Below are 20,683 nucleotides of genomic sequence, written 5' to 3'. Positions count from 1 at the left end.
TCTGCACCTATCCAGGGTATCTAAATGTTCTATTTTTAGCCTCATAATAAGGCTAATTTTTCTAAGTTTTAATATAGCTGAAGAATGAAATCTTTACAGAAAAAAATAGCGATTTAATGCCAATTTTATTTTGCAAAAATGCAGGCTTCCCCGTATTTCTCTTGGTATTGTTTGACCCAGTTCTCATGCGCATCTAATTCTTCATCAGAAGGAGCAATGACTGGAAGATCAAGTTCGAGTCTTTGTCGCGCAACGTTCCCTTGACCATGCTCAGTATGTGCAGAAATCGCATCCATGTCAAAAGATACTTGTCCGCCTGTCATGGCTAAGTAAACGTCAGCTAAAATCTCAGCATCGAGCAATGCACCGTGGAAGGTACGATCTCGTTGTGGAATTTCATAACGACGGACTAAAGCATCCAATGAGTTTTTTTGTCCCGGATGCTTATTTTTGGCCATTGCCAAAGTATCTGTGACTTGACAGACTTCCGATAACGCAGGTAAGCCCGTACGTTTAAACTCCATATCTAAGAAGTTCATATCGAAGCTTGCATTATGGGCAATAATTTCACTGTCTTTTAAATAGTCAAATAACACCTGTGCAATTTCAGCGTATTTAGGTTTATCTTTTAAAAATTCGTCTGTAATACCGTGAATTGCTTCTGAGTCACCAACAGGTTTTTCAGGATTGATATAAATATGAATCGAACTTCCAGTCAGTTTACGATTGATCATTTCAATCGCACCGACTTCAATAATTCGGTCACTGTCTTGATAATAAAAACCTGTGGTTTCTGTATCAAGGATAAATTGTCTAGGCCCTTGTAAATGAAGCGTTGCAGGGGTAATCACAATATGTGGATGCACATTTGAAACAGTCTTTAGATGATTTGAATGTTGAATCTCTTCATTATTTTCAATTTGATCAATAGCATCTTCTGAGTTAGGCATCTCAGGACTTAAATCATCAGGTTTTGCTATTTCTTCAGTCATTGCTTTATTTGCTTCAATTGGGTTTTGGGTATCGGTGTGTTGAGGTTCAAGCGGCACTGACTCGGTAACGATGATTTCTTCAATGACTTCTTCATCTTCTATCAAGTCAAAACCAAACGGATCATCGAATAACCAATCACTTTCTACTTTTTTTTTATCTTGATCTTTATGATCGGTTTCAGAAATATTTTGTATAGTCGTAATCGGCGATGTGGTTACAGAACGACTAGGTGATTTTGCTTTTAAGGTTTGCTCTGTTCCTAAATTGGCCAATTGATCGGCCATTTCATTGCCTGCATGACCTGCATGGCCTTTGATCCAGTTCCATTCAATTTCACGACCTTGGCAGGTTTGATCTAACTTTTGCCAAAGATCAGGATTTTTCACATCTTTCCAATTTTTCTTTTTCCAACCAGAGATCCACTCTGTAATCCCACGTTTGACATAGTTGGAATCTGTCCAAATAATCAATTTGGCATCCATAGGGCAGAACGCAATCCCTTCAATCGCTGCGGTTAACTCCATGCGGTTATTGGTTGTATCTAATTCACCACCACACAGTTTATGTTCTTCAGCTTGGGTTATGATATATGCACCCCAGCCACCCGGACCTGGATTGCCTTTACAAGCCCCATCGACATAAAGAGTGATTGTTTGTGACATAGTAATAACCAATGAAAGTAAAGAAAGAGTTGAACATAGCGTTTTAAGAATTTATTGTATACGCAAATCAGCGTTTTCTGCGCATGAACTGAGATTTTTTTAATTTCTTGTAACATTTGTATGCAATTCGCATTCAAATTTTGCCTTGTATGAGCCTATAGCTCTACTAAAATGGCAGAGATAAAATAATTTACTAAATGTTGTTCGGAACCCTTATGTCTAAAGCTACCACAATGGTGTGGCAACCTACTGCGTCTGTTTTCTTTAAATTATCGTTATTAACATCTGCACTTGCCGCAGTGGGTTTGACTACAGGTTGTTCCTCAACGCCATCCAATTCTAAGGTTCAAACCTCAAAACAAACAGGCATGTTGGATGCGAGCAGTTTAGATTCGCTCGAAGATCTATTGTCCGCAACAGATATGCGTGCTGTAGAGGGCGATCGCTTACTAATTTTAAAGCACGGTGACGTTTGGAAACGTATGACTGTTGGTTTTAAAATGAATGAAGATCATTGGGATCCTCGTATCGATGCGCAACGAAGCTGGTTTGTGTCTCGTCAGCCTTATATTGATCGTTTGAGCGCACGTGCGTCACGTTATCTTTATCATACCGTTAAAGAAGCTGAACGCCGTGGTTTACCCACTGAATTGGCTTTATTGCCTATTATTGAAAGTTCATACGACCCTGCTGCAACCAGTAGTGCAGCAGCTGCAGGTATGTGGCAATTTATTCCAAGTACAGGAAAAATCTACGGTTTAAGACAAACCAGTATGTATGATGGCCGCCGTGATGTGGTGGAGTCGACACGTGCAGCATATGAGTTCTTAGGTAGTTTATATAATCAGTTTGGATCGTGGGAATTGGCTTTAGCGGCTTATAATGCTGGCCCGGGGCGTATTCAACAAGCGATTAACCGTAACCAAGCAGCAGGCTTGCCTACAGATTATTGGTCTTTGAGATTGCCTCAAGAAACCATGAACTATGTACCGCGTTTCTTAGCTGTAGCGCAAATCATCAAAAACCCATCAAAATATGGGGTATCGTTACCGCCAATTGCAAACCGTGCCCATTTTAGAGAAGTAAATGTTCCTGCAGGGGTTCAACTCAATCAAATAGCTTCAATGACTGGACTCAGCCGTGCAGAATTATATGCTCTTAACCCAGGGCATCGTGGTGAAACGATTGATGCATCAAGTACATTGCGTATTTTGATCCCAGCAGATGTTAGCCCAACCGTCGATGCTAAATTAAGAGCTTTAAAGCCAAGTTATGATGGTGGATTGTGGGCAAGTAATAACGGGCCAACCACAGCAACCACCCCATTGACACCTACACCTGTAACGACAACAGTTACGCAAACTATTAATCCAGCAAGAACTGCACCACCAGCTTTAACAGCAAGTAATAACAGAACAGCAAGTAATAACAGAACAGCAAGTACCACGTCCTCAAGTGCTGTTAGCCCATTAAGTACTTTAAAAAATACGCCTCAAGGTTCAGAGGCTTTGGCTAGATTTGCTGCCAATGCCGATATACCGAGTGCACCTCGTATTCCAGTCGCTGTCACTACAGCAGCCAATGTGAAGCCCGTTGCCGTTGAACCGCCAATTTCTGCGCAAGAAAAAGCTCGAATTCTCGCTGCAATTCAAGCAGAAGGTGAAAAAGAAACAGTTAAGCAAGTTTTAGAACCACAAGCTTCTCAGGCAGAAAAAGAACAAGTCGTTCAAGAAATTAAGGCGATTGCTCCACAAGGGACTGAAATTGTCGATCCTTATGATGGCAAGATTAAACTCACCGCAATTCAAACCAGTCAATCTGTTGCGGAAGTGCAAGGGAAAGAAAATATTGTTGGTTTTGCTTATCCAAAAGGTCTTGCTGATACTACGCCTGCAAATTCTGAAGAAGCTAAACTTAATCAAGGTAAAAGCTTTAAAAAGACAGATAGTGAAGTTGTTGTAGAACCTCCAAAAGGTAAACGCAGTACTTATACTGTGCTTTCAGGTGATACTTTGGCGACAATCGCATTGAAGAACGGTGTTAATTGGCGTGACATTGCCAAATGGAACCAAGTTGATCCGAATGGTACTTTATTTGTTGGCGCAACATTATATCTGTATGACGCAAAACCGCAGATTGATGCACCTGTTAGTCCTAAGAAAACAGTAGATAACTCACCAACGACTTATGTGGTTAAGCCAAATGATAGCCTGACCAGTGTGGCAGATCAGTTTGATTTATCTATCTCACAGTTGGCAAGCTATAACAATTTAAATACCAGCAGTAATTTATTTGTTGGGCAGAAGTTAAAATTAAAAGATGTTGCAGACAATAAATTGTCTGAAATTAGCAAGACGGTTGTTCGTGCTGATACATCTAAACCTGTCGCAAAAATTAAAACCAAAAATTATGTGGTGAAACGTGGCGAATATCTCAAAGTTATTGCAGATCGTTATGCTTTGTCTGTAGCTGAGTTGGCAGATTTAACACCAGGTTTGGATATTGCAAGTAGCTTATATGTGGGGCAAAAAATTAATGTGCCTTTACATGAAATGAAAGAGGAAGACGCTAAGCAAGACTCGAAGCTTGAATCAAAAGTGATTGACCAAAGTAAGTTTAAGAATGTAAAAGCGGATGTTGCGTATAAGACTGAAAATTACAAAGTCCAAAGTGGTGATACCTTATCTAGTATTGCGAGTCAGTCAAAAATCACTTTATCTGAGTTAGTTGAATTAAATAATTTATCCAAAGCTAAAGGTTTGATGGCAGGGCAAGTGATTAAGATTCCTGCGGGTAGTTCAACACCAGATACTTATACAGTTCAATCTGGCGATAGCTTGATTGCTGTAGCCAATAAATACAATTTGCAAGTGAGTCAAATTGCAGACTTGAATAATTTACAAAGCAACTCAGGGTTATTGGTCGGTCAGAAACTTAAATTAACAGGTACGCCAGAACCAACAGTGAAAGAAAGATCTAACACAAAAAATGATGAAAAATCAGAGCTATCAGGCAAAGATATTCATATTGTTAAGTCTGGTGAAACCATGGCAAGTATTGCAAGAAAGTACAAATTGCAGTTGTCATTTTTAAGTGAATTGAACGGTTTGAGCCGTAATGAGGCTTTACAAGTCGGGCAACGCCTAAAAGTTGATGGGGAATTACCCAGTAAATCCTCGCTATCTAAAGAAAAAGACAAGGACGAGTTAAAAGCTTCTGCGAAATCATCATCAAAAGTATCTACGAAGAATACTGAAAGTTATACAGTGAAGTCTGGTGAATCACTGAATGCGATTGCAAGTCGTGTTGGTATTTCAGTTCAAGAGTTGGCTGAGTTAAATGATTTGAGTGCTCGTGCAGGTTTGCAACGTGGACAAACGTTACGTGTGCCTAAGACAGTAACTGAATACAAAGTCAAAAGTGGTGATTCGCTCATCCGTTTGGCAAGTAAGTTTGGTATTGATACCGATGAGCTTGCTGAAATGAATGATATGAAATCAAATGCTTCTTTACGTATTGGTACGATAATTAAAGTCCCAAATCTTTAATTTAAAATTTTGAGATTCATTTAGATTAAAGGAAATCAGCTCATGCGTTTGAGCATTGCTGTAGGTTTTATCCTACCTGCATTGGGTGTGTGTGTGATGGGTTTTAATGTACAAGCCGCTGTACAGACGACAGCCTACATTGCCTTACACAATAGCGCCCAATATGCCAATGCTCAGGCAATGCCTTATGCCAACATCCATGCACCGAAAGGTGGTTATATCAGCATGGCAAGTAATGGGACTTTTGATAATCTTAACAGTATGAATGGGAAGGGAAGTGCAACCGATGGGGTCAATTATTTATTTGATACCTTGATGGATAGCTCGCTTGATGAACCCGGTGTGTTGTATCCGCTGTTGGCTGAAAGAGTCAGTTATGATCCGCAAAGAACCAAATTCGTTATTTTTCATTTAAATCCCAAAGCACGTTTTAGTAATGGCACGCCTGTTACCGCAGAAGATGTCAAATTTTCTTTTGATACAATTCAAAGTAAAGCAAATCTTGGCTTTCAAATGTATTTGTCTGATTTGGCGAAGACAGAAGTTTTGTCGAAACATGCCGTTAAAATGTCTTTCAAATCCAATCATAATGCAGATATGCCACTGATTTTGGCAAAAATCGCAATCTATTCAAAAGCAGACTGGAAAAATAAAGACTATAGTAAAGTGACCTTACAACCTATTTTAGGTTCAGGTCCTTACTTAATTGAGCATATCGATGCAGGGCGGAGTATTACTTATAAACGTAATCCAAATTATTGGGGAAAAGACCTCGCTATCAATCGTGGGCGTTATAATTTTAATCAAATAAAATACGTCTATTATCGAAACCCTGATATTGCTTTTGAAGGTTTTAAATCTGGACAATACACCTTTCACCAAGAAAAGAAAGCACGTAATTGGGTCACGGCTTATCATTTTCCTGCGGTGAAAGCAGCTATGGTTAAGCAATATATTTCCAAAGTACAAACACCTGCACTCACGCAAAGTCTTGTTTTTAATACTCGAAAAGCGCCATTCAATGATATCTATTTTCGTCAGGCATTAAGCTATGCTTATGATTTTGAATGGATCAATAAAGCATTATTGTATGGGCAAAATATTCGCCTACAAAGTCATTTTCAAAACAGTGAATTGGCAGCAACAGGTAAACCAAATTCGCAAGAACTTCAAATTTTAAAACCGTATTTGACTCAGCTTAATGCTTTGCAACGGCAAGGTGTTTTGGCGGATTGGAAATATCCAGTTTCAGATGCAAGTGGTTTTAACCGACAAAACTTATTAACAGCGCGAACAATTTTGTTAAAAGCAGGCTATCGGTTTAGAAATGCAAAACTGGTTGATCGACAAGGGAATGTGATTCGCATTGAATTTTTAATTCATCAAGAGAGTGATTTAAAAACTGTGTTGGCTTATATTCGCAATCTAAAAAAGCTTGGAATAGAGGCCAATATTCGCCAAGTTGACTATCCGCAATATACCGAACGCATGCGCCGTTCAGACTTCCAAATGACACCTATGGAAATGCCACAGTCTTTGACCCCAAGTGTAGAACAGTTACAAATGTGGGGCAGTAAAGCGGCGAATGAAGTAGGCAACTACAATTATTCAGGGATTCAAAATCCTGTGGTTGATCAGTTGATTCAACAAGTGATTCAAGCACCAAATCGTCAGCAATTGGTGTTTCGTAGTCAAGCTTTGGACCGGGTATTGCGGGCAGGTTATTATCAAATTCTAACCTACGGTAATGATAAAAATTGGTATGCTTATTGGAATATGTATCGACAACCTGCGGTTAAACCTAAATTGTCTTTAGGTTTAGAATATTGGTGGTCTGATCCAATTCAGCAAAGCAAAGTAGCGCATTATCTTAAAAATAGATAATCTGATCATTCAATGATTACTGAATTGCTGTTTTTCGTTATACATCGTTTAATCATTATTATTTAATATTTTAATACTGCATGTGGTCATAAGGAACCTCATTTTCAATGGGCATATATATTCTCAAAAGACTGTTGCTGATAATTCCAACATTGTTTTTGATTCTCCTGATTAACTTTGTGGTGATTCAAATTGCACCGGGTGGCCCTGTTGAGCAAGCCATTCAACAAGCAGAGAACTTTCAAGGTGTGAATCGTGGAACTGCGGGATTATCAACGTCAATTAATGAGAGTCAGTACCAAGGTGCACGTGGTCTAAGTGAGGAAATGGTCAATAAAATCAAAGCACAATATGGTTTTGATTTGCCCATTTATGAGCGTTTTTGCTTGATGGTTAAAAATTACATGGCTTTTGATTTTGGAAATAGCTTTTTTAAAGATAAGCCTGTCACTGAACTGTTATGGGAAAAGATGCCCGTTACCCTTTCATTGGGCATGTGGAGCATGTTGCTTATTTATCTGATTTCAATTCCACTGGGAATAAAAAAAGCCAAACAACATGGGATGTTTTTCGATAAATCAACATCGTTATTATTGGCTGTAGGCTATGCAGTGCCTGCTTTTGTATTCGCGATCGTATTGGTTGTTTTTTTTGCTGGTGGTACGTATTTTCAATGGTTTCCTTTACAAGGTTTAGTTTCCGATCATTTTCAAAGTTTAAGTTTATTTGAACAAATTAAAGATTATTTATGGCACATGACTTTGCCTCTCACTGCGATCGTTTTGGGTGGTTTTGCACGTTTAACTTATCTGACTAAATTTTCTTTTATGGAAGAGTTAGGGAAACAATATGTTTTGGCTGCTCGTGCCAAAGGTTTTACTGAAAATCGAGTTTTGTATAAGCATATCTTTCGTAATGCAATTTTAGTGATTGTTGCAGGTTTGCCCGAAGCGCTGGTGAGCACGTTCTTTATCGGGAATCTTTTTATCGAAATTATTTTTAATTTAGACGGTATTGCATTACTCGGTTTTGAAGCGATACAACAGCGTGATTATCCTGTCATTTTTGGAACATTATTTTTACTAACTTTATTTGGACTGATCTTGCGATTGATCGGTGATTTATTTTATCAGATCATTGATCCACGGATTAATTTTGATTCGAGAGGTGTCGAGTAATGTCACCAATCTCACAGGCTCGAATTGAAAAGTTTAAGCAGAATCGTTTAGGTTATTTTTGTTTTATCTTATTTATTATTTTATTCATTTTTTCTTTAGCTGCTGAACTGATTGCCAATGAAAGACCTTTATTGGTGAAATATGAGCAACACTATTATTTACCTGTGTTCAAAACTTACCCAGAAACGACGTTTGGTGGGGTATTTGAGACAGAGGCAGATTATCGAGATCCTGTCGTTCAACATTTGATTGATGAAAAGGGTTGGGCTGTTTGGCCAATTTTGCGTTATTCCCCGCAAACTCCCAATTTAGATTTAGCGGTTCCAGTACCATCGCCACCGACTGCTGAAAATTGGTTAGGGACAGATGATCAAGGACGTGATGTACTGACTCGTCTTTTGTATGGCTTACGCATTTCTTTAGTTTTTGGTTTGGCTTTGACTGTATTTTCATCATTAATTGGCATTATAGTCGGTGCAATTCAAGGTTATTATGGTGGATGGGTAGATCTGATCGGGCAACGCATCATAGAAGTGTGGGGCGGTTTACCGACGTTATTTATCGTCATGATTTTTGTCAGTATGTTTAAACCCAATGTGTATTGGTTATTTCTTATCATGTTGTTATTTGGGTGGATATCTTTGGTGGGAATCGTTCGTGCAGAATTCCTCAGAGCACGTCATTTAGATTATGTCAAAGCTGCAAGAGGGCTTGGGGTAAATGATTGGAAAATCATGTTCCGACATATTTTACCCAATGTAATCAGTTCAAGTTTATCGCAATTTCCTTTTATATTAACGGCCAATATTACCGCTTTAACCGCCTTAGATTTTCTAGGGTATGGTTTACCACCCGATACAGCCTCACTTGGTGAATTGTTATTGCAAGGGAAAAACAACTTAAATGCGCCGTGGCTAGCGCTATCAGGTTTTTTGAGCTTGGCTTTGGTTTTGTCTTTATTGATTTATATTGGGGAGGCGACACGAGATGCATTCGATCCAAGACGCCAAAAATAGCCCAGAACTATTACTTTCTGTAGAAAATTTGCAGATTAAAAATACGCAACAGCCATTGGTTCAAAAGCTTAGTTTTGACTTGCATGTCGGTGAAACCGTGGCGATTGTCGGCGAAAGTGGTTCAGGTAAATCACTAAGTGGCTTGGCACTGATGGGCTTATTAGCTGAAAACTTAACTGCTTCAGGTCATGCTTATTATCATGCTCAAGATGTATTGGCCATGCAGGAGCTTGAGCTGCAATCGATTCGTGGTCGAAAGATTGCGATGATTTTTCAGGAACCTACTTCGGCACTGAATCCCTTACATACGGTCGTTAAAATTGTTGGCGAACCTTTATTGATCCAAGGAATCCCCAAAGAAAAAGTACGTAAACGGGTCTATGATCTATTGAGCGATGTCGGTGTTTCCGAACCAGAGGATCTATTAAATCGTTATCCGCATGAGCTGTCAGGCGGGCAAAGGCAGCGTGTTTTAATCGCAGCTGTTTTGGCACTCGAACCTGAAATTATTATTGCGGATGAACCGACGACGGCATTAGATGTCACCTTACAGTCTCAAGTTTTAAACCTTTTACAACTGCTGATACTGAATCATAAAATGGCCATGATTTTGATTAGTCATGATTTAAATTTGGTGAAAAAATATTCCAATCAAGTGATTGTGATGAATCAAGGTGTGGTTGAAGAACAGGGAACGGTTCAGCAAATTTTTAATCATCCTCAAGCTGATTACACCAAGTTTTTGTTAGAAAATGATTTCGGTGAGGCCAATCCATTGCCGCAACAAAGCAGTTCGATCTTGTCCTTACATCGGGTTGCAGTAAAATTTCCAATAAAAAAGGGATTATTCAATCGTGTTAAAGATTATTTTGTTGCGGTTGCACCCTTAGATTTAAGATTAAACCGATCAGCATCGATTGGAATTGTAGGCGAGAGTGGTTCAGGGAAAACATCTTTGGCTTTGGCGATTTCAAGATTGATCGACAGCTCAGGAAGTATCTTTTTATTAAATAAAGATTTAAATCGTCTGAATGAGCACCAATTACGTCCATTTAGAACAAACTTTCAAATGGTTTTTCAAGATCCAATGAGTAGTCTCAACTCGCGTATGACTGTGGAGCAAATCATTGGTGAGGGTCTAGCGATGCTAAAATTGAAGGCTGTAGAAATTGATATTCGTATCAATGAAGCACTTCAAAGTGTCGAATTACCATTTCAATGTCGACGACGCTATCCACATGAATTATCGGGTGGACAACGACAAAGAGTAGCGTTGGCACGTGCGATTGTCTTACGTCCTAAATTATTGATTTTAGATGAACCCACATCAGCTTTGGATCGTACTACTCAACATGCGATTATAAAATTATTGCGCCAGTTACAAATTGACTATCAAATGAGTTACCTCTTTATTAGTCATGACTTGCAAGTCGTCAAAGCACTTTGCCAACAGGTCATGGTTCTGAAAGATGCAAAAGTGATAGAGTTTCAAGACACGCAAGCCTTATTTGATAAGCCTCAGCATGATTACACCAAAAAATTAATAGCAGCCAGTCAGTATTAATTTGCGACATTTATAAATTTGACAAAACCCATTGTCAAATTTACACTTGACCTATCGTACATTTTATTTAGAGTAAATACTCTAGCCTATAAGAGACTTAATCATGAGCCATCTTGCACAACCGATTCAAATTAAAAATACAATATTTAAGAACCGCCTGATCAAAGGAGCAATGAGTGAAGCTTTGGCGAATCGTGAAGGTCAACCTAATAATTTACACCTAGGTTTGTATGAAGCTTGGGCAAAAGGTGGTCTTGGCTGTGCGATTACAGGCAATGTCATGGTCAATATCGAGGCAAAAAATGAACCTGGTGTTGTAGCCATCGAAACTGAACACGATTTAGAAAAATTAAAAGAGTGGGCAAATGTCGGTAAGCAATATGGCATGGTGCAATTGATCCAATTGTCGCATCCAGGTCGTCAATGTCCTAAAGGTCTAAATCGTGAAACTGTTGCACCATCAGCAGTTCCATTTAGCCCAATGTTAGCGACAACCTTCGGGACACCACGTGCGCTACGTGAAGATGAAATTTTGGATATTATTCAACGTTTTGCAGAAGCTGCACGTATTTGTGAAAAAGCAGGTTTTGAAGGTGTGCAATTACATGGTGCTCATGGTTATTTGATTAGCCAGTTCCTTTCACCATTGACCAATAAACGCCAAGACCAATGGGGCGGTTCTATTGAAAACCGTATGCGTTTTTTATTGGAAATTTATAAGGCGGTACGAGAAAAAACTTCTGAAAACTTTATTGTATCGGTAAAACTGAATTCGGCAGATTTCCAACGTGGCGGGATTACTGAAGAAGAAGTGGTAACAGTCTTTAAAGCGATAGATACGGCAGGTATCGATTTAATTGAAATCTCAGGTGGTACTTATGAAGCGCCAGCAATGGCAGGGGTAAAAGCAGATAAACGCAAACAAAGTACCATTGCACGCGAAGCGTATTTCCTCGATTTTGCTGAAAATATTCGTAAAGAAGTAAAATGTCATCTTATGGTGACAGGTGGATTCCGTACAGTAAAAGGAATGAATGCTGCACTGGATAGTGGTGCATGTGAATTTATTGGTATTGCACGTCCTTTGGCAGTAGAACCTGATGTCAGCAATAGCTTGATCGCAGGGCGTGATGTGCGTTATGCCATTGATGCAATTAAAACAGGTATTCCGTTTATCGATAAAATGGCGATTATGGAAGTGCTTTGGTATGCTGCTCAATTTAAAACCATTGCTCAAGGCAAACAACCAAATCCAAAACTTTCACCGTTGAAAGTGTTTTTAAATTATGCAAAAAATAATGTGAAAGCCGTGCTTCAAGGTCGTGTGAATTCTCGTAAATCGGCTTAATATGATTGATATTAATGATGGTTTTAAATCATCAATAAGCATTTGACCAATATTTTTGAAATACTTGTGCAGACCATTGTCCTTTTATTAATGCAATTTGAAAGGCTGGTCTGCTTTGTATTTGTAATAGATAGCGTTGAATCGCTGAATATTGTTGAAAGTCTAAATCAAGTTCAAAGCACGCTTGTAATGGGAACCAAAGTTGAATGTCTGCAATAGTAAACGTTTCACCTGCTATCCATGTATGTAGTTGTAATTGTTGATCAATCAGTTGCATTTGTTGATGTAATGTCTTATTCAAAAATCCACGATCAAAAGCATGTTTAAAAAGCCGAGCCAAGTAATGCAATGGAAAAGGTGTTCGTTGCACAATTCTACTAAATATCTGCTTAAGTGCTAAGTTCGGCATGAAATTAGTTTCAGCAAAATTCTTCCAAAAATAAAAATCAATCACTTCTTGAGCTTGTAATGCTTGGATACCCAGTTGTTGAGTTTTATGACTGAAATAATCAGTAATCGCGGCAGTTTCAGTTAAGACAACTGGAGAAGCTTGCTCATGATCCGCAATCAGTAAAGTTGGAAATTGTGCAAATGGATTGAACTGTTTTAATTCATCGTGTTGATTCTCATCAAGATGCTTATTATAGGTTTTTAAATCATAGTCTAAGCCTAATTCTTCCAGTAGCCATAGAATTCGCTGCGATCGTGATTGTATTAAATGATATAAAGTTAGATGCATCGTTGAATGATTAAGCGAGACAGTAGATGATTAGAAATAGCAGAACAGTTGTTTGATGTAAATTTTTTATTCACCAAAATAAGCGTATTAAAATATCGAAATGCTTTGATACTATGTTTTAAACAAGAGGTGCTGAGTGAGGTGAGAATGTCCTATCACGAATAAGACATTCTATTTTTAAAACTTAATGTGCACAAAACGCCATATTAAAATATTCAAATAAATCAGGGGTACTCAGCCAAAGGAAAATAGCAAAACTGAAAATGATGATTAAACCAATCCACAGTACTGCTTTTAACCATGAAAATGTTGATAATGAATCAGTCATGAACAATTGCCTCCTCATTGACAAAGAAATGCACCATCACGCCTAAACCACTCAATACAATTGAACAGATCCAAATTGCATTGTAATTTCCTGTGAGATCATGGTTTAAACCGCCAAGCCATCCCCCAAAAAATGATCCAACTTGGTGGGTGAAAAACACGATACCTGTGAGTGTAGTGAGGTATTTAACACCAAACATATTGGCGACAATACCATTGGTTAATGGAACGGTAGATAACCATAATAGTCCCATGATGATACCAAAAGCATAAATTGTCCAAATGCTAAGAGGAAGTGTTAAAAAGGCAATAATGGCAACACCACGTAATCCATAAAGTCCCATCAGCAAGTGTGGTTTTGAAAATTTATCACCTAAATATCCTGCTGTATAAGTGCCAACAATATTAAATAATCCAACCAATGCTAAAAACACGGTTCCTGTAGAAGCATCAAAACCATGATCGATTAAATAGCCAGGCAAATGAATGCCTAAAAACACCACTTGGAAGCCGCAGACTAAAAAACCAAAAGCCAACCATAAAAAGGGTTTGTGATTAAATGCGATCTTCAAAATTTGTTTGAATGATAAACTTGGCTTTGCAACTTGAGTGATTGCATTGGGTGCAACATACATTGGCGCTTTCAGCATCCATGCAAGCGGGATAATCAGCGCAACCAAGATTGCTGTAATGACCAATGCTGATGACCAGCCAAAACTCTTTATCAGCAATAACGTGGTTGGCAACATAATAAATTGCCCAAAAGAGCCAGCGGCGCTGGCAATCCCCATTGCCATACTACGCTTACTTGGATGCGCAGCTCGACCTACAGCTGAAAGAAGAATTGAAAATGAAGTTGCGGATAATGCTAAGCCAATAATCACGCCGACACTAAAATCAAGCAATAACGCATTTGAGCTGATAGACATCAGCAGCAGGCCGAGGCTATATAGTACACCGCCTGCAATCACGACTTTTTTACTGCCGTATTTGTCTGCTAATGCACCTGTAAAAGGTTGCATTGCCCCCCAAAGTAAGTTTTGTATTGCAATCGCAAGGCTGAAAACCTGATGACTCCAATGAAACTCATTGCTCATGGGTACTAGATAAAGCCCAAAACCATGTCGTACACCTAAGGAGAGCGCTAGAATAAACGCACTCCCAATTAGCATAAAAATCAGCGGTTTTGAAAAGCGGGTATCATCCGTAATCTGAGACATAAGTCATCCAATTCATTGTACTAAAACCTTTGAATAGTCATTGTAGATGATTGAATGTTGAATGACGATAAAATAAAGTTTGAACAATCGATAAATATTTTTTATAGGCTTGATTGTGTTTTAATCATATGAAATATAAATTAATTTAATTCAATAAGAACGACCCGAAGATCGTTCATTTTCAAGTGTGAACAAGCGTTTACTTAAAAACGATAACCAATACCTGCATAACCTAGAATTGGATTGATTTCGATATCTGTTTCAGCATTGATCAAGTCGCCATATTGATCATCTGCAACCGTAATTTTTGTGGTTCCTTTCAATTGTGCGTAGGAAATAGAACCGACAGCAAACCAACGATCATTAAAATCATAAGTGAATCCTGCTGTTGCTATTGGTGCAAAAACATCCTCAGCATCTAATTTCACTTTAGGATTACCACTACTTTTTTTGCCATCCAAAGCAGCACCTGCTTGATTTTGTTTTAGGTTGACAATCATGTGGCCCGCATTAATTAAATCTTGTTCAATATTTTTATTGATTTCCAACTCATTGAAATAGGCGTACATCATTCCTACACCAATATAAGGTCTGAATTTATTTACACCTGTTTTTCCAAAGTGATACTGAAACTCAAAAGCAGGCGTCCAAGCGCGTGCTGAAGCTGCTTTTTCATGTGCCTCTAGGTCTGTAATAAAAATATCTTTCTTTAAAGGTAAATCACCTACTAGAGAGCCTATACCGCTTGGAGTCGCAATTCCTGAGAGCGGTGCATAAATTTTTCCTTTACCCATAATATCGACTTTGGGTGGGACTCCCGCTTTGACTTCAAGAGAAATATTGTCGGTAAAGAAGTAGTTAGACATAATTCCCAGTGTTGTAACATCATCTGCTTCAAGTCCTGTACCTTCTGATTCCCATTGAGAAAGACCATTGATGGTCGCTTCACCTGCAACGTTCGATTTTAAATATTTGGTACCAGTTTCATCTTGATAAGACAATAAACCAATCACATCTAAATCTACGGCTGTTTTCAAAAAATTCTTCTTGGCTGTTGCGCCACTTTGGCTTTCATCAATTGCATTGAGTACAGAGTCAACTTTGACGTCACCTACTGCTGCTTTTTGACCTTCATCTACAGCGGTGTTGATTTGAAAAGGTTGAGCTTGCCCTGTAGGTTTGACATAAAGTGCGCCTACAGACACTGAAAAACGTTTAAAGCCATCGCCATCTTTAAAGCTAAAGTAAGGGGAACTTGCATGACTGAGGATCGGTGTAAATGAGCACGAGGCGATAAGGCAAAGTAATGACTTATTCATAATAGGACTCCATGTCCGAAAATTGATACTAATTTTTATAAGTGCCCATTATTGATAAGTTGGATAAAAAAATATTGTTGTTTTTGAAGGGATATTCTTTTCCCAAATGTATTATTTCGCTTGAAGTTTTATTATCAAGTTTAAAAAGTGCTTAGATCATGTAAACTTGTTACTTTGTCATTACATTTTTTTTAAGGCTAAAATTTATCTATATTTATTTTTAAAACAATAACTTGTTACTGGGTTGTTGAATGAATCATAAAAAAAGGCCACCTATAGGTGACCTTTTAAAATTAAAACAAGGGTCATTAAGTCAATGACTTTTTATTTTGTAAAACGAGACAAGTCTTCTTCAGGGCGAGCTGTTAATACTTCTACACCATTTTTAGTGACGAGCAGGGTATGTTCATATTGTGCAGATAGACTATGATCTTTCGTCACAACCGTCCATTTATCGCCCATCAAACGCGTTTGCCAAACACCCGCATTGACCATCGGTTCAATGGTAAAGGTCATGCCTTCTTCTAAAACCATACCTGTGTTTGGTTGGCCATAATGTAGAACCTGTGGTTCATCATGGAAAACAGTACCAATACCATGACCGCAATATTCACGGACTACACTGAAACGCTCTGATTCTACATAACGTTGAATGGCATAACCAATATCACCAATGGTAGAACCTGCTTTTACAGTGGCGATACCACGGTACATCGCTTCTTGAGCAACTTTACATAAACGATCTGCAAGAATAGACGTCTCGCCACCAACGATATACATCATGTTGGTATCGCCGTGGAAACCATCTTTAATCACAGTGACATCAATATTGAGAATATCGCCTTTCTTTAAAATTTTACTTGCAGAAGGAACACCATGACAAACCACATGATTCACTGAAGTACAGATCACATGTTGGAATGCGGCACGGCCTGGTGCAGCGCCATAACCTAAGCATGCTGGGATAGCATCTTGTTTATTCACGATATAATCATGACAAATCGTATCAAGTTCAAGTGTCGAAACACCTGGTTTGATATGTGGTTTGATCATATCCAAAACTTCTGCAGCCAGTCGACCCGCTACACGCATTTTCTCAATATCATCTGCGGTTTTGATTAATCGACGGGGAGCTTCATAAGTACTGTTCATGATCTTTAAAAACTTTTGGAAATTTGTATGTGACTATGGTATAAATAGCCGCCCAAATTATCAAATGCTTTTCGTTACTTTCTTTATGAGCTGTTAACGAGAATTTTGATAAAGGGCATTTAAAAATCCGCACATATGTCGTCACATTACTCTGGGTGCCTGAAGGTTTTTTAATCCTGAGGTGGAGAATGCGGACATATGGAGGCCTAACCCAAACTTTTAAGGTAAAGAAAATGGCAGATTACAACGTAAGCATGCGCGACCTTCTTCAAGCTGGCGCGCACTTTGGTCACCAAACTCGCTTCTGGAACCCAAAAATGCGTCAATACATTTTTGGTGCGCGTAACCGTATTCACATCATCAACCTTGAACACACTGTTCCTGCGTTAAATGATGCTTTGAATTTTGTTAACAATCTTGCAAGCAAAAAGAACAAAGTATTGTTTGTTGGTACAAAACGTGCTGCTTCAAACATCATCCGTGAACAAGCTCAACGCGCTGGTCAACCTTATGTAGATCACCGTTGGTTGGGTGGTATGTTGACTAACTGGAAAACTCTTCGTCAGTCAATCAACCGTTTGAAAGATCTTCAAACTCAATCACAAGACGGTACTTTTGCTAAACTAACTAAACGTGAAGCTTTAGAACGTACGCGTGAAATGGAAAAACTTGAACGCTCTTTAGGCGGTGTTAAGAACATGGGTGGTTTACCTGACGCATTGTTCATCATCGACGTTGATCACGAAGCGATCGCTATTAAAGAAGCGAAGAACCTTGGTATTCCAGTTATCGGTATCGTTGATACAAACTCTAACCCAGATAACGTAGATTTCGTTATTCCGGGTAATGATGATGCGATCCGTGCTGTAACACTTTATGCTTCTGCTATGGCTGATGCGATTATTGCTGGTAAAGAATACGCTCAAACTCAAGCGAATGCTCAAGCTAAAGGCGAAGAAGCTGCGAAAGAAGCTCCTGAGGCTTAATGCGTTTTGACGCAAGCTTGTCATTTTTGCAATTTATAATGATGACAAAATAAGCGTCGATAAAGCAAAACGGCCCAGAGTACACTTTGGGCCGTTTTTGTTGAACAGATTCATATTCTACCGTATTTAGGAGAACAACATGACTGCAGTTACTGCGAGCATGGTAAAAGAATTACGTGACCGTACTGGTCTTGCGATGATGGAATGCAAAAAAGCATTAACAGAAGCAAACGGTGACATCGAATTAGCGATTGATAACCTTCGTAAATCAGGTCAAGCAAAAGCAGCTAAAAAAGCTGGTAACATCGCTGCTGATGGCGCAATCACAATTGCCCAAGAAGGTAACAAAGCAATTCTTTTAGAAGTTAACTGTCAAACTGACTTCGTTGCGAAAGACGAAAACTTTGCTGGTTTCTCTGCTAAAGTTGCTGCTGCTGCTCTTGCTGCTGGTGTAACTGACGCTGCTCAAATTGCTGAACTTAAACTTGAAGATGGTACAACTGTTGAAGAAGCGCGTATTGCACTTGTTCAAAAAATCGGTGAAAACATCCAAGTACGTCGTGCTGCAATTGTTGAAGGTGAAAACCTTGCAGTTTACAAACACGGTTTAAAAATCGGTGTTGTTGTTTCTTACACAGGTTCTGCTGAAACTGGTAAAGGTATTGCAATGCACGTTGCTGCATTCAACCCAGTTGCTGTTACAGCTGAAGACGTTTCTGCTGATCTTATCGCGAAAGAGAAAGAAATTGCAGAAGCTAAAGCGATTGAATCTGGTAAACCAGCGAATATCGTAGAAAAAATGGTGACTGGTTCAGTTGAAAAATACTTGAACGAAGTTGTTCTTGAGCGTCAAATGTACGTCATCGACAACGACAAGAAAGTTGCTGATGTATTAAAAGCGACTGGCACTACTGTTACTCAATTCGTTCGCTTCGAAGTAGGTGAAGGTATTGAGAAGAAAGCTGAAATGAGCTTTGCTGATGAAGTTGCTGCTGCTCAGGCTGCTGCCGCTGCTCAATAATTTTTACTGATTCAGTAAAAATACAAAAAACCTCTCAAATTTTTGAGGGGTTTTTTATTTAAAACAGATATTTAAAATTCAATTAATAAAATTGCTGATTTTAAAAGATTAAGTACATAAAATTTCTCTGATTCTTCTATAATTCACCAATATCTTATTATCATAATTGTTAAATATATGGCCAATAAAACTCAACTTGGTATTGGTGCTGCAATAGCAGTGCTCGTCGCTGCCTATTTTGGAATTGATCTAAATCAACAAAAAAATGAATCAGTTCAACAATCTAAAACTGAATATTCAAATCAACAAAGCAATCATACAACTCAAAATCCGAACTCTTCCGTTACGAGTAACGACCAAAATAACCAATATGCAAATAGCCAAAACCAGCACGGTCTTGAAGTTATTGCCAAATCCTATCAACGTAAATTAAGTAATGTGCAAGTGCAATCCGTTGGAAGAGTTAAAGCAATTTTACGTGATGATAATGAGGGTTCACGCCATCAAAAGTTTATTCTTACACTAGAGAATGGTTTAACGGTTTTAGTGGCACATAATATTGATCTAGCGCCACGTGTCGCCAATTTGCAGAAAGGCGATAATGTAGAATTTTTTGGTGAATATGAATATAGCGCGCAAGGTGGTGTAATTCACTGGACACATCGTGATCCTCAGCATCGCCATGAAAATGGTTGGCTAAAACATGAGGGTAAGACTTACCAATAATCCTACCAATCATCAAGTCAAACAGATCAAGCCTCAAAAGTGTGTAGTACAGCAATTTTGTACTATACGTTTTGTTGAATCATGTTATTTTTAAACCAATCAATAAAGTCTGAATAGAAAGATGCAGGAGTGGGCAAGCTATTTTCACCTTAAGGAATTGGGTGGATTAGAGTTGTTAAAAGCACAATATCACCATAAACAATTTTCAAAGCATGTGCATGAAGGTTATTGCATAGGTGTAATTGAAGAGGGCGCACAAAGTTTTTTTCGGACAGGACAACTACATACAGCACCCAAAGGCGATATTATTTTGGTCAATGCAGATGAAATTCATACAGGTTCATCTGCTGTAGAGTCAGGATGGAAATACCGTGCAATTTACCCAACGCCTGAAATGCTTTTAGAGATCAGTGAAGATTTTTTCACAGTAAAGAACAGTGTGCCTTGGTTTCCAAATGCTGTGGTACATGATATTGGATTGGCACAACAACTTTCCTTACTATTTGATTTGTTAGAACAAAAAGACAATGCGCTGTTAAAAGAAAGTATGTATTTATCCACACTTGCACGTTTAATGAGTCGATATGGACGTGCGAAATTAACCCCTGCGGAATTGCCCGAAGCTCAACGAAAAATAGAAATAGTTAAAGAGCTGCTCAGTAGTTTTCCTGAGCATGATTATTCTCTTACTGATCTTGCTAGTTCGGTCGGTATTAGTCCTTGGCATTTTTTACGTGAGTTTAAAAAGTATACAGGTCTGCCACCACACAGTTGGCTGGTTCAAGTTCGTTTACAAAAGGCACGTCAGCTGCTTAAACAAGGTTTCAGTATTGCGACTACAGCACAGAATAGTGGTTTTTCAGATCAAAGCCATTTTAATCGACATTTTAAAAAAGCCATGGGTGTAACACCATCGCAATATCTGAGTACTTTGTCGTATTAAAATAGCAATTTTATCCAATCTTTTATTGCGCTATTCAAAGATACTGATGCTATTCTT

16 protein-coding genes are annotated in these 20,683 nt (G+C 38.6%); 10 read left to right on the top strand and 6 right to left on the bottom strand.

Annotated features, from left to right (window positions below):
* Positions 1-125: 125 nt before the first annotated feature.
* Positions 126-1,655 (bottom strand): DNA polymerase III subunit epsilon, encoded by a 1,530-nt coding sequence (gene dnaQ / locus D7V20_RS02705; protein ID WP_120382804.1) that lies wholly within the window; start codon positions 1,653-1,655, stop codon positions 126-128.
* Between the two features lie 215 nt (positions 1,656-1,870).
* Here dnaQ and D7V20_RS02700 point away from each other — a divergent pair, with 215 nt between their 5' ends.
* From D7V20_RS02700 to D7V20_RS02675, 6 genes are all read left to right on the top strand, one after another.
* A complete protein-coding gene (locus tag D7V20_RS02700) occupies positions 1,871-5,203 on the top strand; it encodes a LysM peptidoglycan-binding domain-containing protein (protein WP_120382803.1) in 3,333 nt (1,110 codons plus the stop codon).
* 42 nt (positions 5,204-5,245) lie between these two features.
* Positions 5,246-7,087, top strand: a complete 1,842-nt coding sequence (locus D7V20_RS02695; protein ID WP_120382802.1) for an extracellular solute-binding protein — start codon at positions 5,246-5,248, stop codon at positions 7,085-7,087.
* A gap of 107 nt (positions 7,088-7,194) precedes the next feature.
* Positions 7,195-8,265 (top strand): microcin C ABC transporter permease YejB, encoded by a 1,071-nt coding sequence (gene yejB, locus D7V20_RS02690; RefSeq protein ID WP_120382801.1) that lies wholly within the window; start codon positions 7,195-7,197, stop codon positions 8,263-8,265.
* Entirely contained in the window at positions 8,265-9,281 is a 1,017-nt protein-coding gene (locus tag D7V20_RS02685) for an ABC transporter permease (RefSeq protein WP_120382800.1), read from the top strand. Before yejB ends, D7V20_RS02685 begins: the two co-directional genes overlap by 1 nt.
* Entirely contained in the window at positions 9,253-10,845 is a 1,593-nt protein-coding gene (locus tag D7V20_RS02680; protein WP_120382799.1) for a dipeptide ABC transporter ATP-binding protein, read from the top strand. Before D7V20_RS02685 ends, D7V20_RS02680 begins: the two co-directional genes overlap by 29 nt.
* Positions 10,846-10,948: 103 nt before the next feature.
* Positions 10,949-12,193 (top strand): NADH:flavin oxidoreductase/NADH oxidase family protein, encoded by a 1,245-nt coding sequence (locus D7V20_RS02675; RefSeq protein WP_120382798.1) that lies wholly within the window; start codon positions 10,949-10,951, stop codon positions 12,191-12,193.
* Between the two features lie 31 nt (positions 12,194-12,224).
* Here D7V20_RS02675 and D7V20_RS02670 read toward each other — a convergent pair whose 3' ends face one another.
* The 5 genes from D7V20_RS02670 to map all read right to left on the bottom strand — a co-directional run bounded on the left by D7V20_RS02670 (position 12,225) and on the right by map (position 16,950).
* The gene (locus tag D7V20_RS02670; protein ID WP_120382797.1) at positions 12,225-12,932 is read right to left on the bottom strand and encodes a glutathione S-transferase; all 708 of its coding nucleotides are present in this window, start codon (positions 12,930-12,932) and stop codon (positions 12,225-12,227) included.
* Between the two features lie 184 nt (positions 12,933-13,116).
* Positions 13,117-13,260 (bottom strand): hypothetical protein, encoded by a 144-nt coding sequence (locus D7V20_RS19820; protein WP_171407741.1) that lies wholly within the window; start codon positions 13,258-13,260, stop codon positions 13,117-13,119.
* Positions 13,253-14,479 (bottom strand): MFS transporter, encoded by a 1,227-nt coding sequence (locus tag D7V20_RS02665; RefSeq protein ID WP_120382796.1) that lies wholly within the window; start codon positions 14,477-14,479, stop codon positions 13,253-13,255. The genes D7V20_RS19820 and D7V20_RS02665 overlap by 8 nt, the downstream gene beginning before the upstream one ends.
* Positions 14,480-14,682: 203 nt before the next feature.
* Positions 14,683-15,801 (bottom strand): OmpW/AlkL family protein, encoded by a 1,119-nt coding sequence (locus D7V20_RS02660; RefSeq protein WP_235831587.1) that lies wholly within the window; start codon positions 15,799-15,801, stop codon positions 14,683-14,685.
* A gap of 321 nt (positions 15,802-16,122) precedes the next feature.
* Positions 16,123-16,950 carry a type I methionyl aminopeptidase gene (gene map / locus D7V20_RS02655; RefSeq protein WP_120382794.1) on the bottom strand — a complete coding sequence of 276 codons (828 nt, stop codon included), beginning with the start codon at positions 16,948-16,950 and terminating at the stop codon, positions 16,123-16,125.
* Between the two features lie 233 nt (positions 16,951-17,183).
* On the opposite strand from map, the gene rpsB reads away from it, so the two are divergent.
* From rpsB to D7V20_RS02635, 4 genes are all read left to right on the top strand, one after another.
* Positions 17,184-17,936: a 30S ribosomal protein S2 gene (rpsB, locus tag D7V20_RS02650; protein ID WP_009586494.1), complete on the top strand. Its 753-nt coding sequence runs from the start codon at positions 17,184-17,186 to the stop codon at positions 17,934-17,936.
* Between the two features lie 139 nt (positions 17,937-18,075).
* Positions 18,076-18,957, top strand: coding sequence for a translation elongation factor Ts (tsf, locus tag D7V20_RS02645; protein WP_120382793.1), 882 nt, complete (start codon positions 18,076-18,078; stop codon positions 18,955-18,957).
* Between the two features lie 177 nt (positions 18,958-19,134).
* The gene (locus D7V20_RS02640; protein WP_120382792.1) at positions 19,135-19,683 is read left to right on the top strand and encodes a DUF3465 domain-containing protein; all 549 of its coding nucleotides are present in this window, start codon (positions 19,135-19,137) and stop codon (positions 19,681-19,683) included.
* A gap of 121 nt (positions 19,684-19,804) precedes the next feature.
* Positions 19,805-20,626, top strand: a complete 822-nt coding sequence (locus D7V20_RS02635) for an AraC family transcriptional regulator (RefSeq protein ID WP_120382791.1) — start codon at positions 19,805-19,807, stop codon at positions 20,624-20,626.
* Positions 20,627-20,683: the final 57 nt, after the last annotated feature.

It is taken from the genome of Acinetobacter rongchengensis (assembly GCF_003611475.1).
Lineage (GTDB): Bacteria > Pseudomonadota > Gammaproteobacteria > Pseudomonadales > Moraxellaceae > Acinetobacter > Acinetobacter rongchengensis.
Note: the sequence above shows the minus strand (reverse complement) of the source record. Positions and strands in the feature narration are given on the sequence as shown.